This window comes from Zunongwangia sp. HRR-M8 (assembly GCF_027594405.1).
Classification (GTDB): Bacteria; Bacteroidota; Bacteroidia; order Flavobacteriales; family Flavobacteriaceae; genus Zunongwangia.
Genome location: NZ_CP115161.1, coordinates 2,444,367 through 2,457,632, shown reverse-complemented (window position 1 = coordinate 2,457,632; position 13,266 = coordinate 2,444,367). Strand labels below are relative to the sequence as shown.

The 13,266-nt window shown below is 34.2% G+C and carries 9 protein-coding genes; 4 read left to right on the top strand and 5 right to left on the bottom strand.

The features are described from left to right. Nucleotides 1-100: 100 nt before the first annotated feature. The 4 genes from PBT89_RS10600 to proC all read right to left on the bottom strand — a co-directional run bounded on the left by PBT89_RS10600 (nucleotide 101) and on the right by proC (nucleotide 5,024). Nucleotides 101-1,972 carry a M61 family metallopeptidase gene (locus PBT89_RS10600; RefSeq protein WP_270061881.1) on the bottom strand — a complete coding sequence of 624 codons (1,872 nt, stop codon included), beginning with the start codon at nucleotides 1,970-1,972 and terminating at the stop codon, nucleotides 101-103. A gap of 134 nt (nucleotides 1,973-2,106) precedes the next feature. Continuing rightward, entirely contained in the window at nucleotides 2,107-3,306 is a 1,200-nt protein-coding gene (locus PBT89_RS10595; RefSeq protein WP_270061880.1) for a glutamate-5-semialdehyde dehydrogenase, read from the bottom strand. Between the two features lie 107 nt (nucleotides 3,307-3,413). Further along, entirely contained in the window at nucleotides 3,414-4,190 is a 777-nt protein-coding gene (gene proB / locus PBT89_RS10590; RefSeq protein WP_270061012.1) for a glutamate 5-kinase, read from the bottom strand. Between the two features lie 30 nt (nucleotides 4,191-4,220). Beyond that, nucleotides 4,221-5,024, bottom strand: coding sequence for a pyrroline-5-carboxylate reductase (gene proC / locus PBT89_RS10585; protein ID WP_270061879.1), 804 nt, complete (start codon nucleotides 5,022-5,024; stop codon nucleotides 4,221-4,223). 544 nt (nucleotides 5,025-5,568) lie between these two features. Here proC and PBT89_RS10580 point away from each other — a divergent pair. The 4 genes from PBT89_RS10580 to PBT89_RS10565 are packed head-to-tail and all read left to right on the top strand — an operon-like array spanning nucleotide 5,569 to nucleotide 12,629. Beyond that, nucleotides 5,569-9,231, top strand: a complete 3,663-nt coding sequence (locus PBT89_RS10580; protein WP_270061878.1) for a CheR family methyltransferase — start codon at nucleotides 5,569-5,571, stop codon at nucleotides 9,229-9,231. Next, on the top strand, nucleotides 9,232-11,457 hold the full coding sequence (locus PBT89_RS10575) for an ATP-binding protein (protein ID WP_270061877.1): 2,226 nt from the start codon (nucleotides 9,232-9,234) through the stop codon (nucleotides 11,455-11,457). 55 nt (nucleotides 11,458-11,512) lie between these two features. After that, entirely contained in the window at nucleotides 11,513-12,076 is a 564-nt protein-coding gene (locus tag PBT89_RS10570; RefSeq protein ID WP_270061016.1) for a response regulator, read from the top strand. After that, nucleotides 12,057-12,629 carry a biliverdin-producing heme oxygenase gene (locus tag PBT89_RS10565; protein ID WP_270061876.1) on the top strand — a complete coding sequence of 191 codons (573 nt, stop codon included), beginning with the start codon at nucleotides 12,057-12,059 and terminating at the stop codon, nucleotides 12,627-12,629. The genes PBT89_RS10570 and PBT89_RS10565 overlap by 20 nt, the downstream gene beginning before the upstream one ends. A 12-nt stretch (nucleotides 12,630-12,641) precedes the next feature. Here the strand turns inward: PBT89_RS10565 and PBT89_RS10560 are convergent, their stop codons facing one another. Next, complete coding sequence (locus tag PBT89_RS10560) at nucleotides 12,642-13,214, bottom strand: pseudouridine synthase (protein WP_270061875.1); 573 nt, start codon at nucleotides 13,212-13,214, stop codon at nucleotides 12,642-12,644. Nucleotides 13,215-13,266: the final 52 nt, after the last annotated feature.

Genomic DNA, 13,266 nt, shown 5'->3' with positions numbered 1-13,266 from the left:
AAAAAAAAAAGCTGCTTAAAATTGATCTTTAAACTATCCAACTTTAGATAGTAAAGAAAAATTCTAAGCAGCAATAATTCAGTCTTTTAAAGACTATAATTTAATTTTTAAGCCATGCTTTTCTAAGTTCAACTTTTGGACTTCCAGCTGGTAAATCCATTTCTGTGATCGAAGTTTCTTCAGTTTGTGGCTGGGAAGTTGTGGCAGTTAATGTCATTTCTTCACCATCTCTTTCTATAACAAATTCTACTTCTTTTCCTTCTTCCCAAGATCTAGAACTATTAATAAGCGCATATACATTTTGGATTGTATATTCAGTCCCATCAATTTTCTTGATAACATCACCGCCTTTTACACCTAATTCTTCGAGAAAGCTATTCAATTTAATGCCTTCTCTAAAAAATAATTCTTGGGAAGTTGGCTCGCCATCGATATAAGGAACCTGCCCATGCAGAAAATATCCTGTGTTTACCATTTTGCTTTGCTCTTCAAGACCAACTTTAGCAAAAAACTCGTTGTAAGGAATCGGAGTTTCACCGGTAACATAAGAGTCGAAGAAATTTTGAATTTCAGGATAAGTCAAGTCTACGATATCACCTATTAAATCTTCATCGTTAAAGGGCTTATCTTTACCATATTTGTTGCTTAATTTTTTCATTAAGTCCAGAATGCCCATTTCCCCATTGCTTAATTCTCGCAGCCTGATGTCTAATGCCATACCAATAAGCGCACCTTTTTGATATACGTTATAATAACTGTCTTTGTATTCATCAGTTAAAATATTTTCACTCATCACCGTAAAAGGTACTGTATCATCAAAATTCATTGAAGATTTGATCTTATCAGCCATACGGTCATAGAAATCCTGATTATCAATCAAGCCTTGATTTACCTGAAAAAGGTTGGCGAAATATTCAGTAACTCCTTCGTACATCCATAAATGTTGACTCATTTTAGGATCGTTATAATCAAAATAATGAATCTCATTAGAATGAACACTTAATGGTGTTACGATATGGAAAAATTCGTGCGAAACCACATCCTTCATACTTTCATCAAGCTGCTCGTTCGTCATTGTTTCAGGAAGTACAACTACCGTACTGGTATGATGTTCTAAAGCACCGAAACCACGAGCATCTGGAGCTTCTAGATTTGAAAGATAAAGTAATATCGCATATTTTTTAGTGTCGTTTATATCTCCTAAAAATTGCTTTTGCGCACTAATCATTTTTTGAATGCCCGGCTTGATATCTTGTGCTGAAAATTTCCAAGATGGTGAATACACATCCAAAAGAACTTTCATTCCCTGTACATCAAAACTAGTGGTATCTGGTTTTGCATACATGATAGGATGATCGGTAACTTCAAAGTAACGACCTACATTATAAATATCTGTGCTAATGCTATCAGTTTTATCTTCATTTTTTGTTTGAGAAATTAAGCTTGTACCTGCGATCAAACCGTCTGGACGTGTAACTTCTATGCGATAAGGTTCTTCTTGCAGCGAATTAAAATAACCTACAAATCCATGCAAATTCAGCATAAAATTATTTGAAGCATCGATATTTGTACCTGCTGGAGAAAATACATCTTTTTCGCCTTCGATATCAAAACTATCATTTACCTGGTAAGAAACTTTATCTAAATTTTTAGCATCGCTTATGGTCCAGGTGTTGTCGTCGTTGTGCGATACTTGTAATTCGTTACCGTCGTAATCGTAGGCTTTAAAATTTTCTACAAATCTGCCGTAATTATCGGTAGAGTAGGTCCCGGGAACGGTTTTCGGGATAAAAAAGCTAATTTCTTCGGTAGTGATTTTTGCAGGATCTATGGTAACTTTTACTTTGTCGTCTTCAACATTTACCAGATCTAATTTAGCAATAACCGGCTGATCTTTAGAGCTTAGGTTTTGAGTGGTCTTACATGAGTACAAACTGGCCAATAAAGCCGCTGTATACAGTATTTTCTTCATTGTATTATTTTCTTTCCTATTTAGACTATTACTAACAGAAATTGTTACATTTTATTATAATTTATTTTGGGTAAGGATATAAAAAAAGGGTAACTTTTTCAGCCACCCTTTTTTAGTTTCAATTTATATTGAAATTATTCTCTAATGTGTCCATCACCTAACACATAATATTTATTTGTTGTTAATTGTTTTAATCCTAATGGCCCGCGGTGGTGTAATTTATCAGTACTAATTGCTAATTCTGCACCAACTCCCATTTGGCCACCATCTGTAAATCTGGTAGAAGCATTATGGTAAACAGCAGCACTATCTACTTGTTCCATAAATTTAGTTGCTTCCTCTTTATCTGTTGTGATAATGGAGGCAGAGTGCCCTCCTGAATATTTATTAATTTTTTCGATAGCAGCGTCTAAACCGTCAATACTACCAATTACGATCTTCATGGCAAGAAATTCTTCGTACCATGTAGATTCTGATGGTACTTCTTCCTCGTCACTAAGTATTTTTTTAACGTCCTTATCAACCAAGATTTTTACTTCGTTAGATTTGAACATCTCCTGAAGTTCTTTCAACTTTTCTTCATAATTAGGGACATTAACGTCTACTAAAACTTTATCTAATGCATTACAACCAGAAATCTTATCGATTTTTGCATTTAGCATCACTTTTTTTGCAGTTTCAAAGTCGGCATTTTTAGAAACATAAAGGAAATTATTTCCTCTACCACTTACTAAAACTGCTCCTGTAGCATGTTCTTTTACGAAACCTATTAGTCGTTCTCCACCACGTGGCACTATTAAATCTAATTGTACTGGTGGGTTTTTCAGAAACTCTTGAGTTTCTGGTCGGCTAAGGTGCAATAACTCAATCCAATTTGAATCTAAATCATTTTCCTTTAGTGCATCATGCCAACATTGCACAAGAATTTTATTACTATTTATTGCTTCTTTACCACCTTTTAAATAGATCTTATTATTGGCTTTAAAAGCAAGTACGGCAGCTTCTATAGTCACATCAGGACGAGATTCGTAAATAATCATGATGTTTCCAAAAGGAGCCGTTTTGTTGGTGATATCCAGACCAGTATCCAAAGTTCTTTTTTCGATCGTCTGGCCAACAGGGTCTTCCTGTTCCATTACATCTTTTACAGATGTAATCATACCATCCACTTTTTTATCGTCACAAACCAGTCGATCGTACATCGCCTGATCTCCTTCTCCAAAAGCTTCAAGATCCTTTTTATTTTCTGTGATAATTTCTTGGCGTTTTTCATCTAAGATGCGCATCATAGATTTTAAAACGTTATTCTTTTTATCTGAATTTAAAAGTATCATTTAATCTAATTTTAGTGGTTTAATCCTATATAAAGGATTTAATTTTATTTAGTTTCTGGAATCTTAAAAATTGGTTGGTTAGTTATTTAGTGTATTCCAGAGTTATTTTAAGAGGTAAATTTCGTTCCAACCGGTTTACCTTTCACTATATCGAGAATCACATTAGGTCTTTTACCATTTGCGATATATGTAGTGATATTTTTAGAGGCTGTTTCTTTTGCAATCTTAATTTTAGACTCCATTCCTCCACGACCTTCACCTTCACCTTTACCAGATTCCTGAACGTATTTTTCAACATTTTGATCTACCTGGACTTTATTGAGTTTTTCAGAATCGTCATCATCTGGATGTCCAGTATAAAGACCATCGGTATCACTTAAAATGATAAGAGAATCTGCGCCAATAAGTTCAGCTACAAGACTAGCTAATTCATCATTATCAGAAAACATCGACATGGTTACTGATACGGCATCATCTTCGTTCGCAATCGGTATTATTCCTTCAGAAAGTAAAGATTCGTAACAGTTAATCATATTTTCTCTATGAATACCTGGGCTAAAATCTCTTTTAGTGGCAAGTACTTGGGCACAACGCATTCCGTAGTCGTGAAAAATACTATAGTAATGTCTCATCATTCTTGGTTGCCCTACTGAAGAGTATACCTGTCTTCTTTTCGAAGGTTCTTTGATATTAATTTCTCCCAAGATTTCTTTACCTGCAATAGCTGAACCTGAAGATACTAAAACCGTCATAATATCTTCTTCGTATAATTCAGAGATTTGTTCTACTAAATGTTTAAGTATAGGTCCTAGAATTCTATTGTCTTTATTGGTCATAACATTAGTACCAACTTTTACGACAATTCTTTTCTTTTTAGTTTCCATTATAAAATTTTGATAGTATTAGTTAGTTAATTACTCTTCGCCAAGTTCTACAGCACGATTGAAGGCTGCGTATGCCGCTTCTTTAATTAATTCTTTCACATTATTATCGTCCATCGAATCTAAAGCTGCTCTTGTAGTTCCACCCTTAGAGGCTACTCTTTCCATCCAAGTATCTGGCGAAAGATCGTGTTGATTAAAAAGTTCTACTGCACCTTCAAAAGTCTGGCTAACCAAAACTTTACTATCATTTTCAGAGAATCCCATTTTTAAAGCTGCTTCAAGCATAGATCCCATAAAATAGAATACGTATGCTGGTCCACTACCACTAATACCTGTAGAGGCATCTATGAAATTTTCGTTTTTAACTTTTATAGATTCGCCAGTGGTATCCAACAAATTTCTAACCATTAAAAGTTCTACTCTAGAAACTTCCTTCGCAGCGGTGTAAGAAGTAACTCCTTTACCAACTTGTGCTGGAAGGTTAGGCATAGATCTAACAACTTTCTTGATTCCTAAACCATTTTGGATAGTTTTAATGGTAACACCTGCCATTAAGGAAACAAAAATTTGTTCATCATTAACCATAGGGCTTATTTCTTTGAAAAGCTCTTCGGTATGATATGGCTTTACAGCTAAGAATACAATATCTGCTTGCGGTAAGCAATGGTCTATTTTATCGAAAACATCAAAATGGTCTACTTTACTTAAGTCGGTAATAACTTCGGCAGATTTATCGAAAATCATAAGATTTCTTCGATTTAGCAGACTGCTTTTCGCCATTCCTTCGGCGTAAGTGAGTCCCATATTTCCTGCTCCAATAACTAATACTTTCATTTTTATGTTTTTCAATTTTGTTTGCGACCTCTGTCGCATTTATTTAGTTAAACTTTGTTTTATATCTCAAAGACCGTGCGAGCCAAAATGTACGTTTCTGCTCACAAAATTCAAGAGGGCTTAATATAGGATGAAATTGTTTTAACAAAATCTCAACTCGAGTTAAAGAAATGCAAAGATTTAAAGAATGTATTCTGAACTTTATATTATTTAAAGCGATATATAAAGGTCGCTGGAAGGTGTTTGGAGAGTACTTAGCCACAAATATATAGATTTTAATATTGTTAAAATATCATAAAATTTATTGATTGAAATGAGCTCGCTATGTATGTATTGAAATTTTCTATGGTTAATAATTATTTCTTATAGCTGCCGAACTGACAAATGCAACTGATAAGCTGGCAGAAACTTTAGTCTCGAATTGTGATTTTTGAGCTAAAATCTTGTGAATACCGTGCATTTTAAACTCTTTTGTATTATTACAAATGCAATTAATCCGATATATTTGACATTTACACGTGTAAACTACTGCTCATAAATTTTAATGACTAGAAATAACAAACTAACGACGCAAAAAGTAAAGCAGATTAATAGTAAAGATGTAGAATCCAGGATTATTGCTGTTGGAGCAAGTGCTGGGGGACTAGAAGCTTTAAAAGCTTTTTTCGGTGGCTTACCGGAAGAGGACAATAACACCTATATTGTAATTCAGCATCTATCACCCGATCATAAGAGTATGATGGGAGAATTGCTTGAAAAATTTACAAATCTGCCTATAAAACAGATTCAGGACGGTATCACCATAGAGGATAAAACTATTTATCTTATTCCGCCAAAATCTAATCTTTTGATAGAAGACGGGAAACTTAAATTGGTGAAAAAACCAGAAAGAGCTCATCTTAATTTACCCATAGATATGTTTATGGAATCGCTTTCACGCTATAAAAAGAACAAAGCGGTAGCGATTATTCTTAGCGGTACAGGCAGTGACGGAACCAGAGGTATTAGAGCGATTAAAGGTAATGATGGGATGGTGATGGTGCAAGATCCCAATCAATCCAAATTTGATGGAATGCCTAAAAGCGCCATCCAAACTGGATTAGTAGATTACATTCTACCTGCAGAAGAAATGGGGGAAGAGCTTAGAAAATTTATAAATGCTCCTTTAATTTTTGATATTGAAAATCATGATGTAGAATTTGATCAGAAAACGCTTTCTAAAATATTGAGTTTGATTGATGAAAAAACAGGACTTGATTTTAGAGAATATAAGTATTCTACATTAGCAAGAAGGGTGGCTAGACGTGTAAATGTTTGCAGTTGCAGTAGTTTAGAAGAGTATTATGACACGCTATTAAATAACGATGAAGAGATACCTATGCTTTATCGTGAATTCTTAATAGGTGTCACCAACTTTTTTAGGGACGAACGGGTTTGGGAAATTGTTGCAGATGATATTATTCCAGAACTTGTTGAAAGTAAATCAAATAATGATATCCTTAAAATATGGGATGTTGCATGTAGTACGGGAGAAGAAGCATATTCCTTAGCAATGCTTATTCATGAAGAAATGCAGCGCCAGGATAAAGTGTTGGAAGTTAAAATTTTTGCAACAGATATTTCTCAGGAACATCTTGATATTGGTAGTGCTGGGATTTATTCTGAAAGTGTTGTTGCAAATGTTGAGGATAAATTTCTAAAAAAGTTTTTCGTAAAAAAATCGGAAGGCTACCAAATCGTAGAGAAAATTCGCCGTATGGTGATTTTTTCTAAACACAATATTATAAAGAATCCACCTTTTAGTAATATGGATGCGGTATTTTGCCGTAATCTATTGATATATTTCCAGGCATCTATTCAAAAGAAAACAATGGATGTGTTACATTATTCGCTTAAAGAATATGGGTTTTTAGTTTTAGGTACCAGCGAAACTGTGACTTCTCACAGAGAGTCCTTTGAAGATATTAGCAGAAAGTGGAAAATTTTTAGGAATGTACATCCTAGATCCAGAATTAGAACTCGAAGTCTGAAATCGACTACCGGAAGAGATTACTCAGAGCGGGAGGAATCTAAAAGAGCACCTAAAAGTAGAGATAATCGTAACTATAATAATAATAAACAGAAGTTTGTAAAAGAACTTAATGATGCTATTATGGAACAATTTGGAGCTGCGAGTGTATACGTAGACTCTGAATTTAATATAATGGAAGCTGTTGGTGAATTTAGAAAGTACGCTAACTTACCAATTTCAGGTTTTACTACAAACCTGATCGAGATGCTTAATAAAGACCTTAAGCATGTGGTACAGTCTACTACAAAAAAAGCAGCGAAAGAAAATAAAAGAGTTGTATATCACGATGCTATCGTTAAAGAAGGAGAAGATAGGCTTATAAAAATGGATATCGTAGTTAAGCCATTTAAGCCTAAGAATCTTGATAACGAAAATAACTTTGTACTTACTTTTATTGAAAAAGAAGTAAAAGAGGAAGATACCATTGAGGTTGAACAAATTACTATTAGTGGTAGAACTCAGGAATATATTGTTGAACTTGAAGAGGAACTAAGAAGAACAAAAGAGGAACTCCAAACTTCTTTAGAAGAGATAGAGACCAGTAACGAAGAACTGCAAGCTGCCAATGAAGAGTTATTAGCCTCTAATGAAGAATTACAGAGTACCAATGAAGAGCTACAAAGTGTTAACGAAGAGATTAATACCGTTAATGCTGAAAATATTCAGAAAATGGATGATTTAGCTCAGCTTAATGCTGATATGAACAACCTTCTGGAAAGTACGAATATTGGTACTATTTTCTTAGATAGCGATTTACGAATTAGAAAGTTTACTCCGGCAATAAAAAAACATTTTAGTCTTATAAACGCTGATGTAGGACGGCCTATCGACAACTTTACAACCAACTTTGGTGTTAATAGAGGGAAAGGCCTTGTAGATCGTTGCCATAAGGTAATGGAAACCAATAAAACATTAGAGCGTAATATTCTTTCTAAAGAAGGAAGAAATTACCTACAGCGAATTTCTCCATTTAGAAATGGTGAAGATAATACGGAAGGGATTGTAATTACTTTTGTAGATATAGAATCACTTCAAAAAGCTAAAAATAAACTACTTGCTAGTGAACGACGATTCAAATCGTTTTACGAGGAAGATCCTGTATTACACTTTAGTGTAGATCCAAAAACTTCAGAAATTGTTCAATGTAATCAAGAAGCAGTTGAAAAGCTAGAATATGATTCTAAAGAGGATATTATCGGTAAGCCAATCTTCGAGCTTTATGAAGACGAATCTAAACTACGTGCATTACGCCTTAATAAGTTATTTCAGGAAAAAGGAGAACTTAAAAATGTAGAGCAGGAGATGGTCACTAAAAATGGTCGTGTTGTTCCTGTAATCATGAATTCTACTGTAGAACTGGATGAAAACGGTAATGGTATCACTAATCGCTTTACATGTGTAGATATTTCTGAATTGAAAACAGTGCAGGATGAACTAGAGCAACAAAAGAAAGATCTTCAAAGAGCCAATCACGATCTAGAGCAGTTCGTTTCTATTTGTTCCCACGACCTTCAGGAGCCTTTGAGTACAATTAAATTTGGAAGTGATATTCTTGGTAAAATCTATTCCGATAAGTTAGATCAAAAAGGTAAAGACTACATAAAGTATATAGACGAGGCTTCCGATCGATTATCAGCGCAGATAAAAGCCTTACTAGAACATTCTAGAATTGGTAGAAATACCAAGAAAAAAATGGTTGATACCAGAGAACTTGCCGAAGTTGTGAAGTATGATTTAACCAAAAGAATAAAAGATACTAACGCAAAAGTTCATATTGGTAGTTTACCAAAATTGAAGGTGTATGAGGTAGAAATGCGATTACTTTTCCAAAATCTGTTGAGTAACGCTTTAAAATATTGTGCTAAAGATAAAACTCCAGAAGTTCGAATTTCGTCTTATCAGGAAGATGAATATTGGGTATTTTCTGTAATGGATAATGGTATTGGAATTTCAGAAGAAGATCAGAAAAATATATTTACCATATTTAACAGAGTTCCTACAGAAGAGAAATACGAAGGTACTGGTGTGGGACTTGCACATGTTCATAAAATAGTAATACTTCACGGAGGAACAATCTGGGTGGATAGCCAACCAGGAGTGGGGAGTACTTTTTATTTTAAAATTAAAGCAAAATAGATGGCGAAAGGCGCATATAGCGAGCAGGAAATAACTCTTACTAATTGCGATAGGGAACCTATACATATTATAGGGAAAGCACAGGAACATGGGGTTATCATGATTTGTGATGTTAATACCTTAAGTGTTTCTCAATGCAGTGAAAATGCAAAAAGTATTCTTGGAATCGATCTTGCAACAATTTTAGGAGCGCCTTTAATAGAGGTTTTACCCAAAAAAGTAGCTAAATCTTTTAAAAGAAAATTAAAAAATAATGAAAGCCTACTTCCAAGGAAGTTTAAATTAGGCGATCAAAAATTTTTATGTATTCCGTCTATATCAAAAGATTTTTTGATCCTGGATATAGAACCCTCGGGAAAATCGTTAGATCCAGTTGGTTTTCAAGAACAACTAACTAAAATTTTAGCAGAGCTAAATGATAGCGATTCTGTAAACGATATGTGCCAACAAGCTGCTATGCTTGTTAAGCATCTTTTCGATTATGATCGAGTTATGATTTATAAATTTGACGAAGATTGGAATGGAGAAGTCGTAGCTGAGGTTAAGGAGCCGCAATTAGAAAGTTGGCTGGGTCTACATTATCCTGCAACCGATATTCCTAAACCTGCTCGTGATATTTTCATGAAGCAGGGTGTTCGTATAATAAGTGATGTAAATTATAAAGCCTCACCAATAATTCCTGAAATTTCTCCGATTACGGGACAAGCTTCAGATATATCTAGTTCAGAATTACGAGCGGTTTCTCCAATTCATATAGAATACCTTCAAAATATGAGAGTGGGTGCTTCTTTAACTGCTGCCATTATTTTGAATAGAGAATTGTGGGGATTGGTGGCATGTCACCATTCTACACCAAAATTTATAAATTACCATCAAAGACAATCTTGTTTATTTTTAACTCAGGTTTTTTCGAACAAACTTGCTTTAAAAACCACTAACTTATTCTTAGCCAAAACTTCAGCATCAGATGAGATCCGTAAAAAGTTAGTTTTGCAAATGACGTCGATTAATAATATAGTACATGCACTTTGCAATTTTGATCCAACTTTTGTTGATATATTAGATTGCGGTGGCGGTGCAATTGTTAAAGACGGAGAAATATATACTTGTGGTGAAACCCCAGAGAAAAAAGAAATTGCAAAATTATGCGATCATTTTTTAGTTAATAAAGGAACTTACTTTTCCTCTAAGTCCTTGTCTAATTTATATCCTGAAGCGAGTAAATTTAAAGCGAAAGCCTCAGGAATTCTTAGTGCGCGATTTGGTAATGAGGAAGGTGATTATATAATTTGGTTTAGACCAGAGGCTAAAGAAACGGTAAGCTGGGGCGGAAACCCACAAAAAAAAGGATTCATAAAAAACGGAATCGAATATCTTACCCCGCGCAAGTCTTTTGAGCGTTGGGCAGAAAAAGTTTCTGGAATAGCCAAGCCATGGGCAGATTATGATCTTGAGGCTGTAAGTAGTTTACGCGAAAGTATAATCCATATTTTAGTTAAAAAGCAAAAGGACGAAATTTATTCACTTAATAGTAGGCTAGTAGAAGCAAATAAAGAACTGGAAACGTTTAGTTATAGTGTCTCTCACGATTTAAGAGCACCTCTAAGGGGGATAGACGGTTATGCTAGGATATTACAAGATCATTATTGGGATCGCTTGGATGACTATAGCCAAAAGGCGGTAAAAACTATCGTAAAATCGGCTGGAGAAATGGATACAATGATCGATGATATTTTGTCATATTCCAAAGTAGGGCAAACAAAATTATCTAAGCAATTGTTATCGATAAAGCAAATTGTTACTAACGCGATTGAAGCACAAAACGCTGAAAATAATTATCCTAGTACGATCATTAAAATTGATGAAAATTTACCCAAAGCTGTTGGTGATCGCCGCATGATTTCCCAACTGATCAATAATTTAATAAGCAATGCTTTAAAATACAGTAGTAAAGAAAAGCTTCCTGAAATAGAGATAGGATTTTTTAAGAAGAAAGAGGAAAATGTTTACTTTATTAAAGATAATGGTGTAGGTTTTGATCCTAAATATAAAGAGAAGATTTTCAAATTATTCTCCAGAGTTGCTTCCAAAGACTACCTGGGAACGGGAATTGGTCTTTCTATTGCAAAAAAAGTAGTAGACAAGCATAATGGGCAATTATGGGTAGAAACCGAACCTGGCAAAGGATCAGTTTTTTATTTTATTTTGCCAGATTTTGAAGAATAGAATTTATTGAAATCTATTTTGTATTTTTCCCACGTAAATAAACCAAATTTATTAGATGATTACAACGGCGCTAAAAATTTTATTAGTAGAGGATTATGAGGTTGATGCAGAGTTAATTACCATGCAGATTAATAAAATTGTTGAGAATCCTGAAATTGAGGTAGTAGATAATGTAGAAGATTGTAAGAATAAGCTTCATAATTTTGTTCCAGATGTAATACTATCAGATTATAATCTACCTACTTGTACCGGGCTAGATATCCTCAAGTTAACTAAGAATTTTGATGATAGCCTTCCTTTTATATTTGTGACAGGAACTATCGACGATGATGAGCTTGCCGCAAATACTATTCTCGCTGGAGCTTCAGGCTTCATATTAAAGAAAAATATGAAGAACTTAAGTGAAAAATTGAAACCACTGCTTAAAAAAGTAGTCTTCAATATGCTGGAGCAGGAAGAGTTACGAGAAAAAATTAGAAGAAATAAAATAGCAGTAAATCAAATCTATCAATACTTAGATGAGATTAATGCTGAAAATGACGAGCAACGTCTTAATATTAGTAAGATTAGAGAAAATATAGATAATATCACTTTAGATAATGATGTTAGAAACGCTTAGAAAAGAAACATCAGATTTACATAAAGAGATTGAAAGCGATAACGCTGCGAGTCTAATTATGGATCATGCCATTACCCTAGAAGAATATAGGACGCTACTGCTTCAAAATTTCTTAGCATATCGTATTGTTGAAGATGAAATAAAACAGTTTTACTCTAATTTTTCTACTGATAAAAGTGAGCGATTGGCCATAGATTTAAAGATGCTTGGTGTAGAGTTTGAAACTGCTTTGAGCTATTTTAAAAACGATTTTTATTGTAGGGATAAGATTGAAGCTCTGGGAGCTTCTTATGTTTTAGAAGGTTCTGCAATGGGCGGTATGCTTATTGCAAAAGAACTTCAGCATTGCGAGCATTTAAAAGATATTTCTCAGCATCATTTTTTTAATGGAGAAAGAAAAAATGTGGAAGGCTGGAAACAATTTATGAAAGAAGTCAACTCGAAAGAATTTACAGAAGAAGAAATTCAAATAGCTACGGCAAAGGCTCAGGAAACCTTCCGTTTTTTTGGAAAAGTTTTTAATTACAATCCGTTACACCAGTACAATTTTTAGTTGATATTATTTTCAACAATTAAATTTAGAAAGTTCAATAACTTCACCACTATCCATTTGGTTTAGTTTTTCGTTACCTATGCGAACTCGAACTAAACGGAGTGTAGGAAAGCCAACTACAGCAGTCATTTTTTTTACCTGCCGGAATTTACCTTCTTTTAGGGTTATCGAAACCCAACTTGTTGGACCGTGTCTTTCATCTCTAATTTTCTTCGCACGCTCAGGAAAAACAGGACGCTTTTCTAATTTGAAAGCTTTACAAGGGAGCGTCTCATACTTTGTACCGTTTATACTTATTTCTACACCATGCTGTAATAATTCAACCGCTTTTTCAGTAATATCACCATCAACCTGTACATAGTATTCTTTTTCTACACCACCACCTGTAATTCTAGCACTTTCTTTACCATCGGTAGTAAGAAACAACAAACCTTCAGAATCCTGATCTAATCTTCCAACTGCCATCGTTTCTTCCGGGAAATCTCCAAGTTCACCCAGCAACTTTTTCTTTTTTCTAGGTTTTTCGTTGGTGATAAACTGACTGAGATAGCCGTAAGGTTTGTAGATTTTAAAATATCGGTGCATAAGAAATATTTTCTGAGACGAAAATAGACAATCTTGCTTAGAAAATTTAAAA

Excerpts from the sequence above, each read along its gene's own strand:
- PBT89_RS10600 (WP_270061881.1), bottom strand. The coding sequence starts at position 1,972 with ATGAAGAAAATACTGTATACAGCGGCTTTATTGGCCAGTTTGTACTCA.
- PBT89_RS10595 (WP_270061880.1), bottom strand. The coding sequence starts at position 3,306 with ATGATACTTTTAAATTCAGATAAAAAGAATAACGTTTTAAAATCTATG.
- proB (WP_270061012.1), bottom strand. The coding sequence starts at position 4,190 with ATGGAAACTAAAAAGAAAAGAATTGTCGTAAAAGTTGGTACTAATGTT.
- proC (WP_270061879.1), bottom strand. The coding sequence starts at position 5,024 with ATGAAAGTATTAGTTATTGGAGCAGGAAATATGGGACTCACTTACGCC.
- PBT89_RS10580 (WP_270061878.1), top strand. The coding sequence starts at position 5,569 with ATGACTAGAAATAACAAACTAACGACGCAAAAAGTAAAGCAGATTAAT.
- PBT89_RS10575 (WP_270061877.1), top strand. The coding sequence starts at position 9,232 with ATGGCGAAAGGCGCATATAGCGAGCAGGAAATAACTCTTACTAATTGC.
- PBT89_RS10570 (WP_270061016.1), top strand. The coding sequence starts at position 11,513 with ATGATTACAACGGCGCTAAAAATTTTATTAGTAGAGGATTATGAGGTT.
- PBT89_RS10565 (WP_270061876.1), top strand. The coding sequence starts at position 12,057 with ATGATGTTAGAAACGCTTAGAAAAGAAACATCAGATTTACATAAAGAG.
- PBT89_RS10560 (WP_270061875.1), bottom strand. The coding sequence starts at position 13,214 with ATGCACCGATATTTTAAAATCTACAAACCTTACGGCTATCTCAGTCAG.